Annotated in this window: 22 protein-coding genes and 1 riboswitch; of the genes, 7 read left to right on the forward strand and 15 right to left on the reverse strand. The window is 68.2% G+C overall.

Annotated features, from left to right (window positions below):
- Window positions 1–159: 159 nt before the first annotated feature.
- Entirely contained in the window at window positions 160–660 is a 501-nt protein-coding gene (locus ENSA7_RS39170; RefSeq protein ID WP_181234552.1) for a YybH family protein, read from the forward strand.
- 40 nt (window positions 661–700) lie between these two features.
- The gene (locus ENSA7_RS39175) at window positions 701–1,675 is read left to right on the forward strand and encodes a DUF72 domain-containing protein (RefSeq protein WP_106094559.1); all 975 of its coding nucleotides are present in this window, start codon (window positions 701–703) and stop codon (window positions 1,673–1,675) included.
- On the opposite strand, the gene ENSA7_RS39180 is transcribed toward ENSA7_RS39175, so the two are convergent.
- From ENSA7_RS39180 to ENSA7_RS39195, 4 genes are all read right to left on the reverse strand, one after another.
- Window positions 1,665–3,068: a DUF1552 domain-containing protein gene (locus tag ENSA7_RS39180; protein ID WP_106094560.1), complete on the reverse strand. Its 1,404-nt coding sequence runs from the start codon at window positions 3,066–3,068 to the stop codon at window positions 1,665–1,667. The two genes, ENSA7_RS39175 and ENSA7_RS39180, sit on opposite strands and share 11 nt — an antisense overlap.
- A 14-nt stretch (window positions 3,069–3,082) precedes the next feature.
- Complete coding sequence (locus tag ENSA7_RS39185; RefSeq protein ID WP_146158665.1) at window positions 3,083–4,681, reverse strand: DUF1592 domain-containing protein; 1,599 nt, start codon at window positions 4,679–4,681, stop codon at window positions 3,083–3,085.
- Window positions 4,682–4,984: 303 nt separating this feature from the next.
- Window positions 4,985–6,304: a vWA domain-containing protein gene (locus ENSA7_RS39190; protein WP_181234553.1), complete on the reverse strand. Its 1,320-nt coding sequence runs from the start codon at window positions 6,302–6,304 to the stop codon at window positions 4,985–4,987.
- 129 nt (window positions 6,305–6,433) lie between these two features.
- Window positions 6,434–7,318, reverse strand: coding sequence for a phosphotransferase enzyme family protein (locus ENSA7_RS39195; protein WP_106094563.1), 885 nt, complete (start codon window positions 7,316–7,318; stop codon window positions 6,434–6,436).
- A 21-nt stretch (window positions 7,319–7,339) separates the two neighbouring features.
- On the opposite strand from ENSA7_RS39195, the gene ENSA7_RS39200 reads away from it, so the two are divergent.
- Window positions 7,340–8,047, forward strand: coding sequence for a hypothetical protein (locus tag ENSA7_RS39200; protein ID WP_244924059.1), 708 nt, complete (start codon window positions 7,340–7,342; stop codon window positions 8,045–8,047).
- A 71-nt stretch (window positions 8,048–8,118) separates the two neighbouring features.
- Here the strand turns inward: ENSA7_RS39200 and ENSA7_RS44715 are convergent, their stop codons facing one another.
- From ENSA7_RS44715 to ENSA7_RS39215, 3 genes are all read right to left on the reverse strand, one after another.
- Entirely contained in the window at window positions 8,119–8,640 is a 522-nt protein-coding gene (locus tag ENSA7_RS44715; protein WP_181234554.1) for a hypothetical protein, read from the reverse strand.
- Window positions 8,641–8,855: 215 nt separating this feature from the next.
- Window positions 8,856–9,045: riboswitch (cobalamin riboswitch) on the reverse strand.
- Window positions 9,046–9,099: 54 nt separating this feature from the next.
- Window positions 9,100–9,588 carry a hypothetical protein gene (locus ENSA7_RS39210; RefSeq protein ID WP_106094564.1) on the reverse strand — a complete coding sequence of 163 codons (489 nt, stop codon included), beginning with the start codon at window positions 9,586–9,588 and terminating at the stop codon, window positions 9,100–9,102.
- Between the two features lie 98 nt (window positions 9,589–9,686).
- Entirely contained in the window at window positions 9,687–10,340 is a 654-nt protein-coding gene (locus ENSA7_RS39215; protein WP_106094565.1) for a hypothetical protein, read from the reverse strand.
- A 167-nt stretch (window positions 10,341–10,507) separates the two neighbouring features.
- Between ENSA7_RS39215 and thpR the strand changes: the two genes are divergently transcribed.
- Complete coding sequence (thpR, locus tag ENSA7_RS39220; RefSeq protein WP_106094566.1) at window positions 10,508–11,053, forward strand: RNA 2',3'-cyclic phosphodiesterase; 546 nt, start codon at window positions 10,508–10,510, stop codon at window positions 11,051–11,053.
- A 19-nt stretch (window positions 11,054–11,072) separates the two neighbouring features.
- Here thpR and ENSA7_RS39225 read toward each other — a convergent pair whose 3' ends face one another.
- From ENSA7_RS39225 to ENSA7_RS39235, 3 genes are all read right to left on the reverse strand, one after another.
- On the reverse strand, window positions 11,073–12,452 hold the full coding sequence (locus ENSA7_RS39225) for an MFS transporter (protein WP_106094567.1): 1,380 nt from the start codon (window positions 12,450–12,452) through the stop codon (window positions 11,073–11,075).
- A gap of 12 nt (window positions 12,453–12,464) precedes the next feature.
- Window positions 12,465–14,375, reverse strand: coding sequence for an ABC-F family ATP-binding cassette domain-containing protein (locus tag ENSA7_RS39230; protein WP_106094643.1), 1,911 nt, complete (start codon window positions 14,373–14,375; stop codon window positions 12,465–12,467).
- Between the two features lie 183 nt (window positions 14,376–14,558).
- The gene (locus ENSA7_RS39235; protein ID WP_146158667.1) at window positions 14,559–14,948 is read right to left on the reverse strand and encodes a hypothetical protein; all 390 of its coding nucleotides are present in this window, start codon (window positions 14,946–14,948) and stop codon (window positions 14,559–14,561) included.
- A gap of 4 nt (window positions 14,949–14,952) precedes the next feature.
- Between ENSA7_RS39235 and ENSA7_RS39240 the strand changes: the two genes are divergently transcribed.
- On the forward strand, window positions 14,953–15,465 hold the full coding sequence (locus ENSA7_RS39240; protein WP_106094569.1) for a hypothetical protein: 513 nt from the start codon (window positions 14,953–14,955) through the stop codon (window positions 15,463–15,465).
- Window positions 15,466–15,486: 21 nt separating this feature from the next.
- On the opposite strand, the gene ENSA7_RS39245 is transcribed toward ENSA7_RS39240, so the two are convergent.
- From ENSA7_RS39245 to mtnB, 5 genes are all read right to left on the reverse strand, one after another.
- The gene (locus ENSA7_RS39245) at window positions 15,487–17,625 is read right to left on the reverse strand and encodes a serine/threonine-protein kinase (protein ID WP_181234555.1); all 2,139 of its coding nucleotides are present in this window, start codon (window positions 17,623–17,625) and stop codon (window positions 15,487–15,489) included.
- A 92-nt stretch (window positions 17,626–17,717) separates the two neighbouring features.
- Complete coding sequence (locus ENSA7_RS39250; protein WP_146158668.1) at window positions 17,718–18,602, reverse strand: PEGA domain-containing protein; 885 nt, start codon at window positions 18,600–18,602, stop codon at window positions 17,718–17,720.
- A 217-nt stretch (window positions 18,603–18,819) separates the two neighbouring features.
- Window positions 18,820–20,142, reverse strand: a complete 1,323-nt coding sequence (gene ahcY / locus ENSA7_RS39255) for an adenosylhomocysteinase (RefSeq protein ID WP_106094572.1) — start codon at window positions 20,140–20,142, stop codon at window positions 18,820–18,822.
- 29 nt (window positions 20,143–20,171) lie between these two features.
- Window positions 20,172–20,618 (reverse strand): 1,2-dihydroxy-3-keto-5-methylthiopentene dioxygenase, encoded by a 447-nt coding sequence (locus ENSA7_RS39260; protein WP_106094573.1) that lies wholly within the window; start codon window positions 20,616–20,618, stop codon window positions 20,172–20,174.
- Between the two features lie 9 nt (window positions 20,619–20,627).
- On the reverse strand, window positions 20,628–21,311 hold the full coding sequence (mtnB, locus tag ENSA7_RS39265; protein ID WP_106094574.1) for a methylthioribulose 1-phosphate dehydratase: 684 nt from the start codon (window positions 21,309–21,311) through the stop codon (window positions 20,628–20,630).
- 153 nt (window positions 21,312–21,464) lie between these two features.
- Between mtnB and ENSA7_RS39270 the strand changes: the two genes are divergently transcribed.
- Together ENSA7_RS39270 and ENSA7_RS39275 are read left to right on the forward strand one after the other, a co-directional pair.
- Entirely contained in the window at window positions 21,465–21,908 is a 444-nt protein-coding gene (locus ENSA7_RS39270) for a hypothetical protein (RefSeq protein WP_106094575.1), read from the forward strand.
- Window positions 21,909–22,032: 124 nt separating this feature from the next.
- A complete protein-coding gene (locus ENSA7_RS39275) occupies window positions 22,033–22,860 on the forward strand; it encodes an MYXO-CTERM sorting domain-containing protein (RefSeq protein WP_181234556.1) in 828 nt (275 codons plus the stop codon).
- Window positions 22,861–23,005 lie beyond the last annotated feature (145 nt).

Genomic DNA, 23,005 nt, shown 5'->3' on the forward strand with positions numbered 1-23,005 from the left:
ACCCCGCTGAGCGAGTCCACCCCCAGCCCCTTGTGCGCCATCAGCTCGGGCACGAGCCGAAACCACAACACAGCCAGCGCAGCTCCCGTCGCGACGCCAAGCAAGATGAAGAACAGCTCGCGCGCGCGCAGCCGCGTGTTCTCTGGCACCTTGTTGCTCATGAGCGGCCGCATCATACACGCAAGCCTGACCGCGGCCAGCCTGCTGCTCGCGCCCGCCTGCGCGCCGTCCCCCACCCCGACCACGCCGCCTCCCTGCCCCGGCGCGTACGACGAGGCCGCGGTCGTCGCAGTACTCGAGACCCAGCGAGCGGCGTGGAACCAGGGCGACCTCGACGGCTTCCTGGCCGGCTACGAACCCTCCGAAGCCCTACTCTTCACCTCGGGCGCAAGCATCCGCCAGGGCTTCGAAGAAACCCGCGACAAGTACCGGGCCCGCTACGGCGACGCACCCGAGACCATGGGCACGCTGGCGTTCGAGATCCTCGACGTCCGCGCGCTCGGCCAGTGCGCGGACGCGGCGATCGTGCTCGGCCGCTGGGCCCTCACCGACACGCCAGAAGCAGGCGCGGGCGTGTTCTCGGTGATCCTCGAGAAACGCGGTGCCAGCTGGCAGATCGTGCACGACCACACCTCCGCGGAAATTTTACCGGTGCCCTGAGCGCCGATCGAAGCCGGCGCAAAGACGCTATCCTCCCCACGTGCCCGACCAGCTGGAGATGTTCGGTGCCCGCGAGGCCGGGAGCATCGGCCGGTCGAAGCTCGGGCTCGCCGAGCTGCCCGCGCAGGTCCACGAGCTGGGCCGGCAGCTGCCGCCGCACCTGCGCATGGGCACGTCGTCGTGGAGCTTCGCGGGCTGGACGGATCTGGTCTGGGATCGCGCGGCCAGCCAGCGCGTGATCGCCAAGCAGGGTCTCGCCACCTACGCACGCCACCCGCTGTTTCGCACGGTGGGGCTCGACCGCACGTACTACGCGCCCATGCGCACGGACCAGCTCGCGGCCCTGACCCACGACCTACCGGACGACTTCCGGCTGCTGGTCAAGGCCCACGCGGAGTGCACGACGGTCAAGTTCTCGGAGCGCTCGTGGCACCGCGGCCGCGCGGGTCAGCGCAACGAGCTGTTCCTCGAGCCGAAGTACGCGACCGAGGTGGTGGTCGAGCCGTTCATGCAGGGGCTGGGACGTCACGGCGGGGTCCTACTGTTTCAGTTCCCGGCCCAGAGCGTGCCGGGCGGGCCCAAGAGCTTCGCGCATCGGCTCGGCGACTTCCTGGCGGCGCTGCCGAAGGGGCCGCAGTACGCGGTCGAGATCCGCAACGCGGACCTACTGACGCCGCGCTATGTCAGCGCGCTCGAGCGGGTGGGCGCGACTCACTGTGTGGCCGAACTCCCGGGCATGCCGGATGTCCACAAGCAGTGGGAGGTCAGCGGCGGCAGCGATCGCCCGGCGTTGGTGATGCGCTGGATGCTGGCGCGCCAGCACAACTACGAGTCCGCGCGGCAGGCCTACGCGCCCTTCGATCAGCTCGTCGACGAGCACCCGAGCGTGCGCCAGGCCTACGCCAAGATGATCGTGAGCAGCAGCAAGCCGGCGTTCATGATCGTCAACAACAAGGCAGAGGGCTGCTCGCCGCTGTCGATCCAGCGGCTGGCCGAGCTGCTGATCAGGCCATGATGTCGGCCAGCGGCGTGCCGGAGCCGGCGCCCTCGCCCTGACCGTTGAGCTGCTCGCCGACCCAGCTGGCGTTGCGATCGAAGCCCTGCAGGATCGCCAGCAGGACGTCGGAGGTGTTGCCGCTGGTCGGGCCGGGGTGGCTGCCGTAGCTGTAGTTCCCCGACAGGGCCTCGGGCTGGTAGTGGACGCCGGGGTACTTGAGGTGACCGCCGCCGTGGCCGGCGACGAGCATGGGGTGGCGGCGGATCGAGTGGACCGAGCCGTCCGAGGCGTCGCTGCTCATGAGCACCATGGAGTTGTCGAGCAAGTTGGTGCCGTCGAGCTCCATGGTGTCGCGCATCTTGGTCAGCAAGTACGCGAAGCGCTCCATCATGTAGATCTGCCCGTTGTCGAACGGGGCCCCGAGCGCCCAGCTCTGGACGTTGTGGCTGTACTCGTGCCACGAGCTGTTGCTGCCGACGATCTCGTTCAGGGTCGGCTCGGCGGCGCCCTCGAGGAACAGCATGGTGGCCACGCGGGTCAGATCACAGTTGAACGCGTAGCAGATCAGGTCGCTCATGAGCTCGTTGACCAGGGTCAGCTGCTCGTTGTTGATCGACTCGTCGTTGGTGAACATCGGGTCGTTGGGCAGATCGCAGACCGGGGCGGCGGCGCTGAGCTTGGCCTCGAGCGCGGCGATGCTGTCGAGGTGGGCCTCGAGCCGGACGTTGTCTTCGGTGCCCAGCTTGGACTGCAAGGTGGAGACCTCGCCCTTGACGGAGTCGAGGATGTGCAGCCGCAGCTCGCGGTCGTCCTTGGGCTGGACGAAGCTGCCAAACAGAGCCTGCCAGGCCGCGCTGGGGTTGGTGATGGCCGGGTTGGGCTGCAGATGACCACGATGCGAGAGGTTGTGCATCGTGGTGCCCTCGTCGGCGGGGCTCTGGGCCTTGGAGGCGCCCAGGTGCACGCCGGGGATCGGGGTCTGACCGGCGAGCACTTCGGAGATCACGGCGTCGAGCGTGGGGCCGCCAGCGTTCGAGAAGAAGCCCTGTCCCTGGCCCTTGTCGGCGAAGCTGTAGCCGCTGAAGACCGTCATGCCCTCGTGGTGGGTGATCTGATCCTTGGCGCGGTTGGTGGTGCCCGTGACGACGTTGAGATAGTCCTTGAGCGCGGCCAGGGGCTGCATGTGATCGTTGAGCTGCCAGTCGGGGCCGACCCCAATGGGCTCGAAGCGATCGAGCATGAAGCCGTTGCCCCTAAACCACGAGATGTAGCGGCGCGGCTGCGAGCTGCCGTCGGCGAACGCGGTCTGCTCGAGGTTCATCATGGCGTCGAGGGCCGGCAGGGCGATGCTGGCGATCCCGCCACCGAGGGCTCCACGAAGGAATGTGCGACGTTTGAGGTGCTTGCGCATGGCGTGGGTCCTTCCTACTTGGGCTCCCCGACCTGCAAGAACAACTCGCTGGTCACGAACGCGATCAGCAGCTCTTGAAAGCGGTAGTTTGCGGTCTCGAACGATGCGTAGAGCTCCTGCAGCTCGGCGCTCTCTCGGGTCGGGTTCTCGAGGCTGCCGCGACCAAAGCGGATCATGTTGTTGACAATGCACTGGCCCAGGCGCGGGTCCATGGCCACGCTGGCGGCGAGATCGGCGGCGCTGCCGATCTGTCCGAAATCGGCGTACTCGGTGACGGGATCGACCGGGAGGCCGTTGGGCTCGTGGGTGCGCCAGGCTCCGAGCGGATCGTAGTTCTCGAGCGTGAAGCCGAGCGGATCCATGTGGGTGTGACACACCGCGCACGAGTCGACCTCGAGGTGCACGGTCTCCATCAGCTCACGCAGGGTCATCTGCGTGTTTGCGGGCGGATCGGGTAGGTTCGGGTTGACGTCGGGCGGCGGCGGCGGGATCGCGTAGCACAAGAACCGCTGCTGAATGTAGAGGCCGCGGCGGGTGGTGGAGTTGCCGTCGTAGTGCGAGTTGCGAGCGAGCACGCTGGCGTGGGACAGGAACCCGGCGCGGGCTTGCTCGGCCGGCAGCATGACCTGATCCCAGGCGTTGTCGGGCGCGGGCAGACCGTAGAGCTCGGCGAGCCGCTCGTCGACGAAGGTGTAGTCGGCCTCGATGAAGTCGCGGAAGTCGGTGTCCTGGGTCCAGATCACGTCGCGCAGCAGCAGCTCGGTCTCCTCGACCATCGAGTCGACCAGGGCGTCGCTGTAGAGCGGGAACGAGGCTGGGTTCTTGGCGGAGATCTCCTCGAGCGCGAGGTACTCGGCGAAGAACTCGGACACGGCCTCGGGCGCGCGCTCGTCGTTGAGCATCGCGCGGGCCAGGGTCTCGACCGACTCGACGCTGTCGTAGTTGCCAGCCTCGGCCGACTTCAGCAGCGTCAGCGAGGGCGCGCGCCCGATCAGCAGCAGCGACAGACGGGTGACGACCTCGGGGCCGGTCAGCCAGTACTCTTCGGGCTCACTGGGATCTTGCTCGCCGGTCTCGACCACATAGATGAAGTCGGGCGAGAGCAGGATGCGGACCAGCTCGTACTTGAGCCCGGCGTTGAAGTCCCCGCCGCCCCAGACCTGGGCCTCGAGCGCGATCTCGACGATCCGCGCGACCTCGTCGTCGGTCAGCGGACGTCGCCACGCGAGGTGGCCGAGCGTCTGCGCGACGGTGGTGTAGCAGGCTTGATCGGGCGAGTCCTTCACGCACGGGACGATCCCGGCGAGCGTGTTGGGGTTGGCGATCGCAGCGTCGGCGATCTGCAGCGCCGAGGCCTCGTAGGTCTCGACCAGATCGAGGCTGGGCGAGATCAGCGAGTTGCCGATCGCGGTGTAGCCGTACAGCGACTGATCCGCGGGTGGGATCGCGACGGCGCCGGCCTGCGGCCCGAACATGTACGCGATCGTGTTGATGTACTGGTAGTCGAGCAGGCGACGCATTCCACCAGGCGGAGGCGTGTAATCGTCGCCACCTGTCTCGTCACCGGACTCGCCACCGCCCTCGGTGCCAGCCGAGGTGTCATCGTCCGCCATCGGATCGTCGTCGCCCTTGCACCCCGGTGCAGCGACGAAGAGCGACAGCGCGCTCAGGCAGCGGACGGCGTTCAGAGCGAGAGGCTTGCGCAAATTCAAGAGGACCCCCTGGGTTTGTCGACCCACCCTGGATCGGCCCTCGGAGTCTATACGGGGACCCCCCTCGGCATCCAACAGGAACGGCGGTTTTTCTCGTTCCTTTACCTACGATTGACCCAGGAGCTTTACGCGCTTAACGCACATGGTGGGCGCCCATCCACGTCGTTCATGGATGGACGCCCACAGAAACTACCGATACGCAGCTCAGCCCGGGTTGCAGTGGTACTCCACGTCGGCCTCACCAACCATCTTCACGGCGTCACACGCAGCACCACACAGCTCGATCGCGTCGTAGGGGCCGTTGGGGTTGGTATAGACCCAGCCGTCCTCGTTGTTGCAGTTGTTGACCATGTCCCACTCCATGCCGTCGACGAACACCTTGGTGAACTCGGGGAAGAAGGGCGGCTCCTCGAGCGGGATCGTGCAGGTCTTGACGCTGTCGATCACCCCGGTGAGCGCGGCTTCGAGCTGGGCCTGATCCTGAGAGTTGAAGAAGCTGACGGTCCCACCTTCTTGGGCGACCGCGTTGAGCACGGTGGTGGGGTTGATGTTGTTCGGATCGCCGCCGACCCCGTCGTTGATGATCATGTTGGCGATGTCGATGCCGACCACGTAGGTGGGGATGTCGTCGTTGTCGAACGCCTGACCCACCAACGTCGGCAGCGCGCTGTCGTAGACCTCGAACAGCTCCTGGTTGTTCTGGGCATTCTCGTTGCAGTTCGCGGCGCCGTCGGTGACCAGGATCATCGCCCTCGGGATCTGCGGATCGAGGCTGCTCAGGTGCGCGTAGGCGGTCTCGATGCCGAGCGTCGCGGGCGTGCCCCCGTAAGAGTTGACCACGTTCGCCCCCGGGATGGCCGCGAGGATCGTCGGGCCGTTGGCGGTCGAGACCGTGACCTCGGGGAAGTCCGAGGTGATGCACGCGGCCGGGCCGTACACGTTCTGGGCCTGGGCCGACGGGAACAGGTTGGCGCCGAAATTGATCTTGGTGTCGAAGCTGCCCGTGATGTTGGAGACGACCTGGTACAGGCTGTTCCAGCGGGTGATCTGCGGGGTGCCGTTGTTGTTGTCGTGATCCCAGGAGTTCGTGAACATGCTGCGCGACTTGTCGAGCACCAGCATGACGTTGGGGGCGACGGGATCGACGGTGACCTGGAATTCGTCGCAGGCGTCCTGGGTGTCGCCATCGCCGTCCCCGCTGGTGTCGCCGTCTCCGTCTCCGTCCCCGGTGTCGCCGTCTCCGTCCCCGGTGTCGCCGTCTCCGTCCCCGCTGGTGTCGCCGTCTCCGTCTCCGTCTCCGTCTCCATCACCATCGCCGTCGCCAGGATCTCCGTCGCCATCGCCGTCCCCGTCGCCGTCGCCGTCACCATCGCCGTCGCCGTCGCCGTCGCCAGACATGGTCGCCGTGTTTCCCTCGGCGCTGTCGCCATCGCCGTCTCCGGTCGCGGTCTCGCCACCGGACACACCCTTCGTCTCTGCGTCCCCGCTGCTGCTGTCGCCGCAAGCAATGGGAAGCAGAGCCAAGACTACGGATAAGCGCTGGATACGGATCATGTTCAAGCTCTCCCGGTGCCCGCCACGAAGCGCGACGAGTCGACACCGCCACCATGATAGGGAGTCGCGCGCGAAAACTACAAGCTTCAGATCGACGGCTCAGGGTCCGGCCGGCGACCAAGCCCCGGCCCGCGCCAGGACCCGGCGACCGAGCGCGACAAAGCTGGGGTCGCCGTGCCGCAGACCCCAGGCCAAGCTGGCGACGCCATGGAGCATGAGCGCGCTGCGCAGCTGGGTGCACTCCCGAGCGGACAGCGGGCGACCATAGCCCTCGAAGAACGCGAGCTCGAGCGCGGGATCGGTCGCCCAGCTGTCGGCCACGAGCTTGGCGAGATCCACCAAGGCCAGGTCGTGGCGCGCGTGCTCGAAATCGACGAGGGCGAGGGTGCGGCCGTCCCACAACCAGTTGTCGGGGGTGAAGTCGCGATGACAGGGGACGCGCTGGGCGTCGTCGAACAGCGCCGCGCTCGGGGCCAGGTCTCGAACGACCTGCTGCTCACCTGGGTCGAGCGCGTCAGCGCAGGCGCGGGACCAGGCCCGGTGGCGCTGCGCCAGCGCGTCCGCGAGCGGCATGGGATCGTCGTCTGCGATCGGCAGCCGATGGAGGGCTGCCAAGCAGCGGCCGGCGGCGCGGTGGACCTCAGCGAGCGCCGGGGGTCCGGGCTCGCCCGCCACGCGGGTGGTGATGATCGTCCGCAGCGACGCGTCGGCGGCCAGCAACACGGGCACCCGCGCGCCGCCGAGCTCGCCACGGGCACCCAACCACTGCGCGAGGGCGCGGCGCGCTTGCTCGAACAGCCGGGCCGAGTCGAAGCGCTTGACCACGATCCCCAGCGCGTCGCCGGACGCAGCCTCGACGTCGGCCGCGAACACCCGGCCACGAGGATCGAGCGCCCGCAGCTGCGCCGAGCTCACCGGCCGCGGGCACCCGAGCGCGGCGGTCATGAACGCGAGCACGCGCTCGGGTGGATCGGAATGGGGCATCTTCGGGCTATGCTTGCGCGAATGAGTCGGCCGCTGCGCTTGATGATCTACGACGACACCTGCACGGGCGATTTTCCCAAGCCTGGGGCCAGTGGGCGGGATCGCTGGGTCGGGGACCGCGTCATGCGCCGCGCGGGGCAGCTGCTCGAGGGCGCGCCCTGGCCCGGGCTGACCCACTCATGGCAGCTCGGTGGACTGCTGTACCGGGGCCTCGGTCGGCTCGACGACCGACGCGGGTTCTCGGACTGGGGCAGCGCCCTGGCTTGGCTCGCGGACCACCGCGGGTCCGAGCGGATCGGCGAGATCCAGTTTTGGGGTCACGGCAAGTGGGGCTGCGCCAAGATCGATCGTTCGAGCCTCGACATCGAGTCGCTCGACCCTGACCACCCCCACCACGACGCGCTCGCGGCGATCCGCGAGCGCATGCGCAGGGTCGAGCAGCCGCTGTGGTGGTTTCGCACCTGCGAGACCTTTGGCGCTCACTCGGGTCACGAGTTCGCGCGCGCCTGGACGAGCTTTTTCAATTGCCGCGCCGCCGGCCACACCTACGTGATCGGCCCCTACCAGAGCGGCCTCCACTCGCTAGGTCCCGGTCAACGGCCGAGCTGGTCCGCGGAAGAAGGCTTGATCGAGGGCACCCCCGACGACCCACGCAGCGCCAAGTGGTCGACGCGACGCGAGCCAAACACGATCACCTGCCTCCACGGCCAGATCCCCGCCGGCTTCTAGTCGCGAGGAGCGAAGCGACCAGACGCGCCAGCGGCTGCAGTCGGCGAAGTGCGAAACCCTCTGTGGGGGTGCTAAAAAAGCTTAGTCCAGGCGAATCCGCCGCAGCCCATCATGAGATCATTGGGGTCGGCGCTGCCGGCCAGGGCGTCCTCGGCGGTCTCGCCGTCGTAGACCGACTGGCAGTAGTAGAGGTCCTCGCTGTCCCAGGCCCAGTCGAAGCGGCTCCACAGATCGGGGAAGTACATGTTGGCCGCCGCGTTCTGGGCGATCAGCCACTGCTGCTCGTTGTCCCACTCGGTGATCGCAAAGCTGCCAGCGGCGTTTTGCCATTGTTCGGCGGTGATCGTGTGCATGTCGCCAAACTCATCGGTGTAGCTGCCGATCAGCGCGAGCGACATCTCTTCGCCGGTCTCGCCGGTCTCGCCGGTCTCGCCGGTCTCGCCGGTCTCGCCGGTCTCGCCGGTCTCGGCTCCGCCGGTCTCGGCGCCGTCATCGGCGACTCCCGACTCGCAAGCAGAAAGGACAACGAGCAGGCACGCGCTCAGCGAGGTCAGCTTGCCAAACGAACCAGTGGTACGGGTATTGATGATCATCTGAATATTGTTCGTCTCTCGCCGACGCGCGGCCCGGCTGCAGAGGGGACCGGGAGCGCGCCGCCACGGGTGAAGGCCGGCGAGCACAGCGACACCGACAGACCAGGGGCACTCGTGCCGCCTGCCCTGTCGCTCGACTGTCGTGCTGATCGCTTGGTACCGGCTCATTGCGTTCATCCTCCCCTCGAGGATGTGTTGCAAGGCACCACCTCGAGATGAGATGGCGGCTTCCGGCAGGTCTTCGGACTCGTGGGTCTTCCTAGTTGCCGCTGCTTCCCAGCTCGAGAGCCAGTGCATCTTGCGGGGTTCGTCGCCACTCACCGCTGCGGGGGCAGTCCCGGTTTCTCACCGGATTCCCTCTTGCGACGCCCGCAGCGCGGGCGAACCGGAGCGCCCCGTGCTTACCCAGCCTGACACCAGGCGTCAAAGGGTTTCGGCGACCGGGGGGCAACCCTGAGCTCACACGGGCTCAAAGGTGCCCGAGTAACCAGCGCACGCCTCGGTGCCACCGTCGGCGCCGCCCTCGACCGCACGAAAGTCGATCGTGTACACGCTGGCCTCGCGGCTGACCTTGCCCTCACACTGCTCGGTCAGGACCTCGCAGTGATGCGGATCCACGCAGCGAACCGCGACGAAGCGCAGATAGCTCGGGGCACCGCAGTCGCTGCACGCGGCGGTCGCAACAAAGCCGGGCGCCAGGGTCAGCAGCCGACCGTTGGCGTCGTCGCCCTGCTGACGCAGCTCGGCGATCAGCTCTTGCGGCAGCTCGGTGCCGACGTGCTCGTGGGCCGCGATCGCGCCCGCGTCGTGAACCGAGCGCGGTCCAGTCGCGCCCGTCGACCCATCGTGGGGTGGCTCGGGCGGCGTGGCCGACGACGACGGCGAGCCCGCACCGCACGCCCCACCAGCGAGAACAACGAGCCCCAGCAACGCGACGCGGATGCGCATCACGAGGCTATATCTCGAATCCAAAACCAAAGACAGCCGGCCCGCCGAGGCGCGATGCGCCATCGACGGGCCGGCCGTGGAGCTCGAAACGAGCCGGACTATTCTTTGATTTTGTAGGACGAGCAGGCGCGATGAGCGAGCTCCTCGGGGATCGCCTCGCCCATGCTCGAGCCGAGGTTGGCCGAGCAGACCACGGTGACGCCGTTGACGTCGGCGATGTTGAGGTAGACCTCGCCCTTGTCGTCGTCGTACTTGACGACGGTCCACCAGCCCTGGTCGGTCGTCTGCATGTCCTTGGTCACCGAAGAGATCGCGGTGCCGACCTGCATCATCATGGGCGCGGCGGCCTTGAGCTCGTCCATGTTGGTCAGCTTGTCATCAACCACGCGGATGATGATGCCGCTGAAGAACTCGTCGTTGCTCCACTTGGCGACCTTGGCGTCGGCGTCCCACTCGGGCTGCCACGCATCGTCGAGCGGCTGAAGATCGAGGCCGAGGAAGTCCTTGTCGTTGCTCGGCTGCGGACCCGTGGGCGCGGGCGCGGGCTCGGGCGCGATCTCGGGCGCGGTCTCGGGCTGCACGGCCTCTTCAAGCTGGGGGTCGTCGGTCTTCTTCGCGTCGTCCTTCGTTGCGTCGGTCTTCTTCGCGTCGTCCTTCTTGGCGTCGTCCTTCTTGTCACAGGCGATCGTGCCAAGCGCGAACACAGAGGTCAGAGCGAGAGTCGAGATGGTCTTGATGGTCTTGATGGTCATGGGGAAAGTCCCTGCTGGCGCGGAACATAGCCGCAACTCGAACGCGCTGCGCAATCATTTTGTGCGCCGCCAAAACGGCAGTTCTGGCCTGGCGCAAAACCTGTCGAGCGCTAGTTTCGGTCGGTTCTGGTCGGGTCAAAGTGGTACGCTGACGCACCGGAGAAGCCATGTCTCGACTGTTCCTCGGCCTCGACCTCCCCGACGACGTCGACTTTGATCTGTCGCTCATGGCTGGCGGGATTCGGGGGGCCCGCTGGCAAGCTGTCGAGCAGCTGCACCTGACGCTGCACTTCTTGGGGGAGCTCGACGGCGGCGAGGCGCGGCGGCTGATCGCCGCGCTCGACCAGGTCGAGACCCCGGCGTTCGAGCTGCAGCTGGGCGGCGCGGGCGTGTTCCCTCCCCGCGGCCAACCCCGGACCGCGTGGATCGGGGTGACGCGCGGGGTCGAGCCGCTCGAGCTGGCGCACCAGCGCTGCGCCCGGATCATCGACGCGTGCGGCGTCGAGCGCGACCGCCGAAAGTGGACGCCGCACGTGACCGTCGCGCGCATGGGTCGTGACGCCGACAGCCGCGAGGTCAACGAGTGGGTCCGCAACCACGCGCTGTACGCCTCGGCCAGCTTTCGCGTCGAGCACCTGCGCCTGTACTCGAGCATCCGCTCGCAGCAGGGGCCCAAGTATCGGACCGAGGCCGTGTTCGCGCTGCGTGACTGACCTGTAGATACGTAGATGCTCAGCTAGTTGGTTGGGCGGGCGCGCGCCTGCCCGTGAACAACGAGATCAACAGCGCGAGCGTGCCCACGCCCGAGAGCACCGCGAACGCGATGACCACGACCTCATTGAACTCACGCGGGTGCTCCTCGACCGGCGCGTCGCCGAGCTTGGCCGAGATCAACACCACGCCGACCAACATGCCCAGGATCATGCCCAGCGCCCGTGACTTGGCCGAGAGCGCGGACGCGACCCCGAGCGTGCGGGCGGTCGCGCTGTTCATGATGATCGTCATGTTGGGCGAGGCGAACAGCCCGAAGCCCAGGCCCTGCATCACGACGATCCCCGCCACGTAGATCAGGCTGGTCTCGGGCCCCAGCTGGGTGGCCATGAGCGTGCACGCGAGCACGGCCGCGACGCCGACGCTGGCGATCACCCTCGGCGGCGCTCGATCCGACAGCGCGCCAGCGATCGGCGCAGCCGCGGCCATCAGCAGGGAGGCCAGCGCGAGCAACAGCCCGGAGGTCTGCGCCGTCTGCCCCAGCGAGACCTGGGTATAGATGCTGAGCATGAACACCAGGCAGTACGCGCTCATGTAGACCAGCAGCTGCACGAGCAGCGCGTCGCGCATGATCGGGTGGCGGGCCAGGCCGCGCACGTCGAGCAGCGGATCGTCGAGCCGACGCTGGACCAGCACGAACAGGACCGAGAGCAGGATCCCGGCCGCCAGCAGGCCGATGCCGAGCGACCCGCTGCGGAGCGTCGCGCTCCCGGCCACCACGCACGAGACGGCGGCGACGATCAGCGCGGAGCTGGGCAGCTGAGCGGGCTGGGTCGAGCGACGCCAGCGCGACGGCAAGGTCAGCGCGACCAGCAGGTACGCGAGCATCAGCAGCGCGGCGCCGACGAAGAACACCGCCCGCCAGCTCGCGACGCGGATCAACAGACCCGCGCAGACCGGACCCAGCGTCAGCCCGGCATACACGGCGCCGAGCAGCGCCCCGTAGGCCTTGCCGCGTCGCTCGGGTGGGACGATGTCGGCCACCAGCGCCGGGCCGGTGGCCGCGATCGCGGCCGACATCACCCCCTGGACCAGCCGCAGCAGCAAGATCCCCGGGATCCACGACACCCACCCGATCAGCGCGGTGGCGATCGCAAACCCGAGCAGCGCGAGCTTATAGATGGTGCGCTTGTCGGTCGCGTCGGCGAGCCGGCCGATCGGCAGCAAGAACGCCAAGCTGCCGGCCAAGAACACCGTCGCCACCAGGCCCAGCGTGGTCGCGCCGGCCTCGAGCTCGACGCCCATGCTCGGCAGCGCGACCGCGACCCCCGAGAACATGAACGGCGGCGCCACCTGTGACGCGACGATCGCCGCGATCAATATGCTGTCCTTGCTGGCCACCGACAGCTCCTGCTAGCGACGGTCCGCGAGCTCCGTCCAGCGCTCGGCCAGCCGCGTGGCCTCGGCCCGCGCGGCCTCGAGCTTGGGGAAGAACGCCTGCTGCGCGGCCACGGGCCGCTCGTAAAAGTCGGCGCCCGCGAGCTCGGCCTCGAGCGAGCTGACCTGCTGCTCGGCCTCGTCGACCCGCTCGAGCAGGCCCTCGAGCTCGAGCTCCTCGGCGTAGGTGAGCTTGGCCTTGGGCTGCGCGCGCTGGGCTGGTTCGGGCTCGGGCGCGGGCTGAGCTTGGGTCTGGACCCGCGCGGGCGCGGGCTCGTCCCGCGCGCTGAGCTTGCGGCGCTCGACGTAGTCGGCCCACCCGCCCGCATGCCGGACCAGCGCCCGGTCCTCGAACACCAGCAACCCGGTCGCGACCCGGTCGAGGAACCAGCGATCATGGGTGACCACGAGCACGGCGCCCGGGTAGTCACCGAGCGCGTCCTCGAGCGCCGTCAGGGTCATGACGTCGAGGTCGTTGGTCGGCTCGTCGAGGATCACCAGGTTGGCCCCGGTCCGCAGGGTCTTGGCCAGCGCGACCCGGGCCCGCTCGCCGCCCGACAGCGTGCCCACCTTTTGGCGCTGGGCGTGGGTGTCGAACAAGAAGCGCTCGAGGTAGCTGCGCAGATCGAGCTCGGTGTCGCCCAGCACCACCCGCGAGCTGCCCTCGCCGACGTTGTCGAACACGCTCTTGTCGTCGTCGAGGCCGCCGCGGGACTGCTGCAAGAACGCGATCTGGGTCCGCTTACCCATCCGCACTTCACCGGCCGCGGGCGCGAGGTCGCCGGTCAACACCCGCAATAATGTAGTCTTGCCGCACCCGTTGGGCCCGACGATACCCAGCCGCTCGCCCTTGCTCAGCTGCAGGTCGACGTGCTCGAGCAGGCGGCGCTCGCCGATCTCCACGTCCAGGCCCTCGGCGTCGAGGATCGTGCGTCCGAGCCGCTCGCCGCTGATCTCGATCCGGGCCGCGACCTCGCGCTTGGGCCCGACCTGATCGCGCACGGCCTCGACCCGATCGACGCGGGCCTTTTGCTTGGTGCTGCGGGCCTTGGGGTTGCGGCTGAGCCACTCGAGCTCGCGCCGCAAGAAGTTGCGCCGGTTGGAGTCGACACGATCCGCGTGGGCCTCGCGCTCGGCCTTGGCCTCGAGGTAGCGGACCCAGCCGCCCTGGTAGACGTGAATGACGCCCTGCTCGACCTCGATCGTGCGGGTGACCAGGCGATCGAGCAGGTAGCGATCGTGGGTCACGAGGATCAGCGCGCCCTTGAACCGATTCGCCAGCCAGCCCTCGAGCCACTCGATGGTCTCGAGATCCAGGTGGTTGGTCGGCTCGTCGAGGATCGCCAGGTCGGGGTTGGTGACCAGCAAGCGCGCGAGCGCGACCCGCCGCCGCTCGCCGCCGCTCATCCGATCGACCAGGGCCTCGGGCTCGGTGATGCCGACCATGCCGAGCAGCGCGAGCGCCTCGTGACGCTGATCCCAGCCGCCGAGGCGCTCGATCTTGCTGGCCAGATCGGCCTGCTCTTGCAGCAGCGCGTCGAGCCGCGGGCCCGGATCGCCGGACAGCAGCCGCGAGACCTCGTCGTGGCGATCGACGGCCTGCTGCCAGCTCTCGAGCCCCGCGAGCACGGCGTCCACGGCCCGCAGCCCCGCCGCGAACTCGGGCTCCTGCGAGAGATAGCCGACCCGCAGCCCGCCACGGCGGACGACCTCGCCAGCGTCGGGCTCCTCGGCGCTCGCGATGATCCGCGCGAGCGTGGACTTGCCCGAGCCGTTGCGGCCGACCAGACCGACCCGCTCCCCCTCGTCGATCGACATGCTCGCGCCGCGCAGGACCTCGTGGATGCCGTAGGTACGGCGAACTTCGCGTGCGCTGAGGATCGTCACGGCGCGGAGCATAACCGTCCGCCCCGACAACGCCATGGCTGCGGTGGCTGCTGGACCGGCGACCGGCTTGTCGCCGCGTGATAGCCTCGCGCGGTGGATCGACCCGTGGATAGACTCGCGCTCGCGCTGCTGGTGTTCGCGCTCGCCTGGCTGACGCCGCCGCGCGCTCATGCGCAGCTCCCGTCACCGATCGTCCGGGACTCGCACGCCGCCTTCGAGGTCGAGATGTTGGACGAGCTCGCCGCGCTCGAGCCCGACGTCCGCGATCTGTGGATCGAGGCCACCGCGGCTCGCGAGGAACGAGACTTTGATCGCGCGGCCGAGCTCTACGCCGCGGTGCTCGACAACCACCCGCGGTTTGACCACGCGCTGCGCCGCCGCTGCTCGGTCTACACTCAGCAAGAGCTCTACTCGCTCGCGATCACCGACTGCCGCGCCGCCTACGAGCTGGCCGAGCGCCCCGAGAACGCGGTGTCGCTGGCCCTGGTGCTCAGCGCCCCGTCGGCGCTGCGCGACGTCGATCGGCGCGGCCGACTGGTACAACCCGGCGTGGCTGTTCCTCGTCGGCTTCAACAAGGTGTTCTTGCGGATCTCGCAGGGCGCGTCGCGGCTGCAAGAGGTCCTGGCGGATCGCTGGGCGGCGCGCTGCTGCGGGGCCTCCAGCTTCGAGCGCGGGCTACGTCACGCGATCGCGGCCCAGCTTCGCTTCGAGCTCCACGCCAACGCGACGATCAACGAGGTCCTCGAGGCTCGCCACGGTCTGCCCAATCTCTATGCCTATACCCCGGCCCAGCTGCCCGCGGAGGCCGGCCGGATCGACGAGCTCGTCGAGGCCCACGTCAACGCCGAGCCCTCACCCAACGATAGCCACCCGCGACCGGCGGATCGGTTCCGCTGGGCCCACGCGCTGTCGACCCAGGCGAGCCATGACGACGCCCACGGCCAACCATGCTGGGAGCTGTTCGTGGACCGCGAGCAGATCGAGGAGCGGATGACCGGTGTCATCCGCGCCAACGTGGCCGCCCAGACCGCGAGGGTGATCCCGGCGGACCCGGACCAACGCGTGCGTCGCCAGCGAGTCCTCAGCTGATACGGCTGGCGGGCTGCTAGCCTAGCCCTTGGCTCGACCGAGCAGATCGGCGAGGAAGCTCAGGCGGTGCCGCGCTTGCTTGTCACCGAGCTGCTCGGCCCGTTGGTAGTGCCTCCGGGCCCGCCCATAGTCGAGGACCTTCATGCAGGCGTCCCCCATGAACAGGTGCAGCTCCGCGCGCTTGGGTCGCAGCCGCGAGGCCTGCTCCGCGTAGCGCAGGGCGTCGCGAAACTCGCCGCGATCGTAGCTGATGCGGTGCAGCCCAACGAGCGCGGTGATGTTGTGGGCGTCGAGCTCGAGCATGCGGTGATACAGGCTCGCGGCCCGCTCGAGCTGGCCAGCGCCGTAGGCCTCTTTGGCCTCCGACAGGGTGGAGTCGACGCTGTCGAGGCTGCCGCCGTCGGATCGGCGCCGCGGTGCGTCTGCGATCGGCTTGTCGCGCCGCGGGCCGGGGACCGGGCCGCGGGCCACCCGGGTCGGCTCGTCGTCCGAGTCCGCGACCTCGTCGGCCTCCGACTCGGCGCGCAGATCCTCGAGCAACACGTCGACCTCGGCCGCGGAGCGAGCGGGGAGCTGTCCCGCGTGGCTCAAGGTCTCCAACGCACGGTAGCGCGCCTCTGGATCAGGTTGCGCCAAGCTCGCGAGCGGCGCGACCGCGACGAGCTCGTAGTTCGCGAAGTCGCCAGCCGCGGCCTTGTCCCGCAGCCCAGCCAGCGCGATCAAGCTGAGCCTCGCGCGCTCGCCCGCGCGGGGATGATCGGGCTCGAACACCAGGGCCTGCGCGTAGAACTCGCGGGCAAAACCGCGGCCGCCGGGGCGCTCCCAGTAGGTGTCGCCGAGCCCAACTAAGGTGCTGGAGAACTCCTCGCGCAGCTGCTCGCCGACGTCGAGCGCCCGCTCGCTACCACGCGCGTCGAGCCGCTCGAGCTCGATCAGCACACGGTACGCGGTGTCGGCCTCGGGCTCGTCGACGGCGGGGTAGATCCAGCGCGCGTGGGCAGCCGCGACGCTGGCCCGCTCGCTCAGCGCGGCGAGCTCACGCTCGACCTCGGTGACCACGACCTCGCGCGCGTTCGCGTGGAGCTTCCAGCCAACCAAGCCACCGAGCCCGACCAGCCCGACCAGCGCAGCGGCGAGCACGATCCGTCGGTTCTGCGAGCGCCGGTCTTCGCTGCGCAGCTGGGCGAGCCCTCGCTCGAGCCGCGCCGTCGCGTCGCCAGGGAGCTCGGGCGCGGGCAGGTCATCCCACGCCGTCCGCAGGCCAAGCGAGAGCTGGAGCTCGATCAACGCGGCCTCGAGCTCGGCCGCGCTGGCGTAGCGGTCGCGCGACTGCTTGGCCATGCAGCGGAGGATCAGCGCGTCGAAGCCGACCGGCAAGAACCCTTCGACGAGCTCCGAGGGCGGCACGGGCTGCTCGAACAGGTGATCATCACGCAGGCGCGCGGCGTCGGTCCGGGCGAAGGGCAGCCGGCCCGTGGCGAGCTCGTACAGGGTGATCCCGAGCGAGTAGATGTCGGTCCGCGCGTCGGTGTTTTGGCCCTTGCACTGCTCGGGCGACATATAGGCCGGGGTCCCGGCTCCGTTTGACTCTTTGGGCCCCTCGAGCAGCGCGGCCAGGCCAAAGTCGACGATCTTCACATGCTCGCGACCGCGGGCATCGGCGGTGATCATGATGTTCTCGGGCTTGATGTCGCGATGCACGAACCCGACCTGGTGGGCGGCCTGCAGGCCCTTGCACACCTGTCGCGCGAGCCCGATCAGCCGGGCAGGATCACAGGGACACGCGCCGTCTCGGCCCGACCGTGCGACCTGGTCCGCGTGCAGGCTCACGCCATTGACCAGCTCCATCAGGTACATGAGTCGGCCGTCGCTCAGCTCCTGAAAATCGAAGATCTCCACGATCCACGGCGATCCAATGTGGCTGATCGTCCGCGCCTCTTGCCGAAAGTGTCGGGTCCGCGAGGGGTTCTCGCTGTGGTGCAGCAGCTTGGCCGCATAGTGCCGCTCGATGTCGAGGTGCTGGACCTCGAACACCATGCCCATGCCGCCCTGCCCTAGCCATCTCACGATCTGGTACCGGGTCCCGGGGATCTCACTGCCCGGGACGAGCTTGGGCTGGCGATCGTTGGGGCTGATGGCCGTCTCTGCCGTGCTCGACATCCGATCGGGCTGAGTGTGGCTCAGCTGCGATGTTCGGTGAGTGCCTGGGTGTATCGCTGCCATGTCGCTCCATCCTCAATGCTCGAGGAGACTCAAAATCGCCCCCGCAGGGCGAAGCCCCCCTCAGATTGGCCAGGTTCGCCGCGCTGGGCCCATACCACCAACCCAACGCCGGTCGCTGTTGCGATGCCACCGGCCGTAGCGAGGCCTATGCCGAGAGGAAGAGTATCGTACACGAACTTGCAATTGCCGTATGCGTCAATGTTGCGTTCTGAGCACCTGCCCATCCATGGCTTGTTGTCGAGGGCGATCAACACCGAGCCAGCCACGCCCATGACGAGCCCCAGGCTCATGGTCGCCCACCCCGGCGCGGTCGAGCGTCGCTTGGCGGCCGGGAGCAGCTCGAAGTGCTGGTGCTCGTTGACGCGGCTGACAATCTGGACTGTTCGTTCTTGGCGATGGTAGCCGGGCGCGTAGACCTCGATCCGGTGCTCGCCGCTCGGCAGCTCGCCGACCCACGGCGTCCGGTGGTGACGACCCGGCCTGCGTCCGTCGATCCGCAGCCGCGCGTCCGCTGGCGCGCTGCTGATCTGAAGCCGCCCAGGAGCGGTCTCGAGCGCGTCCAGACGCCCACACAGTGCATGGAGATCGCTCGCGAACTGATCCTCGAACTCGGCCAGACTGCATAGGTCGCAGCGCGAATCGACGATCAGCGGCGCGTCGAGCTGGGGCGCGGTCACCTCCCAATGCAGCGTGTAGTCGCGGGTGTTCCCACTGATCAACAGCGCAATTGTGGGGGCATCGTCGGGACAATCTTCGGTGCACGGTGGCGGCTCGCAAGCGCGCGGGAGCACGTCTTCGAAGGTTGCGAGCAGCGAGACCTGCTCGTGACTGGGGATCCCCTCGCCAAAGCTCAGACCCGGAGCGGGCTCCTGCATGACAATTTGGCCGAGCAAGGCCAGCGCGATAACGCTCACCGCCCACCTCCGCGACGCGGTCGCTCACACATGCGTGGCGTCCTCAATTCATTGGCCATCCCACCATGCTAGCTCAACAACTGTCGATGCGTGACAGGCCAAACGACCACTCGCCAGCTCGAACAATTGAAGAAGGGTCACCGCCGGTCGAAAACGACCATTGCGATGACCCCAGTGGCGCGAAAGTGGCCCGAAGGCCCACCTTCACCCGGAGTGCTCAATACCGGTAATGCTCGGGCTTATAGGGCCCCTGGACCGGCAAACCGAGGTATTCGGCCTGCGCGTCGGTGAGCTTGGTGAGCTTGGCGCCGACCTTCTCGAGGTGCAGCGCGGCAACTTCTTCGTCGAGGTGCTTGGGCAGCACGTAAACCTTGCCGGCCTCGTACTTCTCGGTTTCTTGCCAGAGCGTGAGCTGGGCCATCACCTGATTGGTGAAGCTGTTCGACATCACGAAGCTCGGGTGCCCGGTCGCGCAGCCCAGGTTCACCAGGCGGCCGCGGGCCAACAAGATGATCGCGTGGCCGTCGGGGAAGATGAAGCGATCGACCTGCGCCTTGACGTTGATCTCCTGGATCTCGGGATCATTGACGAGCGCGGCGACCTGAATCTCGCTGTCGAAGTGGCCGATGTTACAGACGATCGCCTCGTCCTTCATCTTCCGCATGTGATCGATGGTGATCACGTCGCAGCAGCCAGTCGTGGTCACGAAGATGTCGCCGATCGCAGCGGCGTCTTCCATGGTCGTGACCTCGTAGCCCTCCATCGCGGCCTGCAGCGCGCAGATCGGGTCGATCTCGGTGACCAGCACGCGGGCGCCGAAGCCCCGCATCGACTGGACGCTGCCCTTGCCGACGTCACCGTAGCCACACACGACCACGGTCTTGCCCGCGACCATGATGTCGGTCGCGCGCTTGATCCCGTCGGCGAGGCTCTCGCGGCACCCGTAGAGGTTGTCGAACTTGCTCTTCGTGACCGAGTCGTTGACGTTGATCGCCGGCATCTTCAGGCCACCCTTCTCGGCCATCTTGTGCAGGTTGTGCACGCCGGTGGTGGTCTCTTCGGACACGCCCTTGATGTCCCCGACCAGCTCCGGGTGGTCGCGGTGCACGAGCACCGTCAGATCACCGCCGTCGTCGAGCAGCAGGTTGGGGCCGCTGCCGTCGGGCCAGGTCAGGGTCTGCTCGACGCACCACCAGTACTCTTCTTCGGTCTCGCCCTTCCACGCGAACACGGGCACGCCGGTCACCGCGATCGCGGCGGCCGCCTCGTCCTGGGTCGAGTAGATGTTGCACGACGACCAGCGCACGTCGGCTCCGAGCGCGGTCAAGGTCTCGATCAGCACGGCCGTCTGCACGGTCATGTGCAGGCAGCCGCAGATCCGTGCGCCGGCCAGGGGTTTTTGGGCGCCGTAGCGCTCGCGCAGGCTCATGAGCCCAGGCATCTCTTTTTCGGCGAGAGCGATCTGCTTGCGGCCGGCCTCGGCGAGCGAGATGTCGGCGACCTTGTAGTCGGGAGTGTTGTCTTGACGCGCTGCTGACATGATGTGTCCGTGTTCTCGTTTGGGTGAATTCAGCGATAGTGCGGGACCCAGCCGGCGCTGTCTTGGAACAGGCGCACGCAGCGGATCTGCTGGCTATCGGTCAGGTAAAACCGGTGGTAGCGGTCCTTGGGGACCACGATGAGGTCGCCCGCTTCGACGGTCACGCGCATCCAACGGTCCGCGTCGTCGCGGATGTCGAAGATGCCCGCGCCCGCGAGCACGAACCGAACCTCGTCGTCCGTGTGGAGGTGCTCGTCGGCGAACTTCGCACAGATCGCGCCGAGGTTGGCGGTGTCCGGGTGCAGCTCGATGACGTCCTGCTCGATGTAGCCGCGCTCGCGCTTGAGCGCGTCGAGGCTGGGCTGGTAGGCGTCGTCGACCAGGTTCAGGCGCTCGTAGGTCACGCCGACGCTGCGCAGGTGCTCGACGTCGAGCGCGGGATAGTCGGTTTGGGGATCGATCCAGGCGAGCTGCATGGTGAAGCCTCAGGTGAGCGGAAGCCCCACGCGGTGAGCCTCGACGGCGGCGCGCATGAGGTAGTCCAGGCACTCGGCCTGGGTCTTGGCGTGGACCCAGTCACGGCCCCACACGTAGATGCCGTGACCGGCGACGATCACGGCGTCGACGTCGGGGTAGGCGCGCATGGCCTCCGCCATGGAGTCGGTGAGCTGGGACTCGCGGGCCGTGTTGGGGATGATCGGGACCCGCAGCTGGTCGAAGCAGCCGTGGCCGCGCAGGCCCTTTTGCATCTCGAGGTTGCTGGTGCGGAACTCGCCAGCGGTGCCGTCGGGGCTCGCGAGGCGGGCGGCGAGCACGGCCCACAGCGAGTGGCTGTGCAGGACCGCCCCCGCGTCGCGGTCGCGAAACGCGTTGAAGAACAGCGGCTGGCACTCGGAGATGCGCAAGCTGGGGTCGCGCGGGGGCTCGAGGACCTCGACGCGGTCCCACACGCCGTCGGCGAGCAGCAGCACGTCGGCGGGATCGATGCGCTCTTTTTGGACGCCCGAGGGGGCGATCCACACGCCGTGCTCATCGCGGATCGAGATCCCACCGCCGGTGCCGCTGACCCACCCGAGCCCGTAGAACTGCTGGCACAGCTCACAGATCAGCTTGGCTGTGCTGCGATCACGCCGGGGCAGGCGAGATGGTTCTGCGGCGGGCGAGGACATGCGAGGCGGGCGAAGGATATACCGTGATGCCCGCGCGACCACACCCCAGGCCACCTGCGGACCGTGCGTAAGCTCGTGCGAATTACGGTGTTTCCCGCCCTCTCAGCGAGGTGCGGCGCGCCCCGCCCTCGCGCCAGGCGATAGCATCTCGGCGTGCGCCACCAGCCTAGCCCTGCGATCTCCCTGGTCCTCGCGCTCGGCTGCGCGATTGGCTGCGCAGCCTGTCGGTCCGGCGAGCCGGCCTCCACCGCCAGCGACCAGCCGCCGCCCAAGCTCGCCGAGGCCCCGATCCCCGCCACGCCCGACCCGACCCCGTCGGACCCGCCACACGATCCCGACCGGGCCGACAAGCTGCGTGACCTCGACGACATGTGCAAGGCCGTCGACCACGACTACGCCGACGGCACGCTTCGCAACTACTACAGCGGGCTCGAGCTGCGGACCCCCTGGGGCACGACGCTGCGCGAGCTGGGCGACGAGTCGACCACGCCCGGGCGGACCCTCGAGCAGGCCGCCGCCGAGCTGGCTGTGAGCCCGACGGATCCGGGCCTCGAGCACTGCGCCAAGCTGTTCGACTACCTCGACGAGGTCGAGTGACCGGACTTCGGGTTCGCGAGCCTCGACTAGAGCCCAAGAAAAACTTGTCCACCAAGTGACGCAGCGCATGCAATGATACGCGCGCGTCCGCGTCGAACGCCCCCACGGAACCTAGCCCATGATCATGCGTAACTCCCTGTCCTTCCTCGCCAGCGCAGCCACGCTGGCATTTATCTCCCTCTACTCCTCCAACGCCGACGCTGGCCGGCTCGACGCCTGCGGTGACATCTTCGTCGAGGCTGGTGCCAACTGTGAAGTCCTGGTCGAAGGCGGCTGCCTGGCCGAGTGCGAGCCGGTCGCGTTCACGGCCTCATGCGCCGCCGAGGGTTCGATCTCGTGCCAGGGCGAGTGCAACATCGACGCAGACGTCGAGTGCACCGCCAGCTGCCAGGGCAGCTGCGAAGCCGAGTGCGAGGTCGACCCGGGAACCTTCGACTGCAAGGCCTCGTGCGAGGGCAACTGCTCGGCCGACTGCTCGGCCGCGTGTGCCTCCGACAGCAACTCGGCCGAGTGCCAGGCATCGTGCAAAGCCACCTGTGGGGCCGAGTGCGACGCCAGCTGCACGATCGAGCCGGGCCAGGCCGACTGCATGGCCCAGTGTCAGGGTTGCTGCGGCGGCGAGTGCCGGGCCCAGGTCAACATGGACTGCCAGATCGGCTGCCAGAGCGATCTGTACGTCGAGTGCAAGGCGGATCTCCAGGGTGGCTGCGAGGTCCAGTGCGAGAAGCCCGAAGGCGCGATCTTCTGCGACGGCCAGTTCGTCGACGTCGGCAACGTCCAGAGCTGCGCCAACGCGCTGCGCGATCTCCTGGACATCGAGGTCGAGTTCCAGGCCGAGGCCTCGGCCTCGCTCTCGTGCGCGGTCACTGACGATCCCGCCCGTGGCGGCGCGGCGCTGATGGGCTTCGGCCTGCTGTGCCTCGCGGGTCTCGGTCGGCGCCGTCGGGTCTGACCGAACCGGCGCCCGCCCGCCCGGCCCCGCCGGCCCCATTTGATGGCCGCGGGGTGACTTCGGTGGCAAACTCGACCCCCCAGGTCACGCCCGCGCAGATCCGCGCGGGCGTAACCGTGGGGCGAGCTGGGGCGAACGCCAGCCG

The sequence above is a fragment of the Enhygromyxa salina genome (assembly GCF_002994635.1).
Taxonomy (GTDB): Bacteria; Myxococcota_A; Polyangia; order Nannocystales; family Nannocystaceae; genus Plesiocystis; species Plesiocystis salina_B.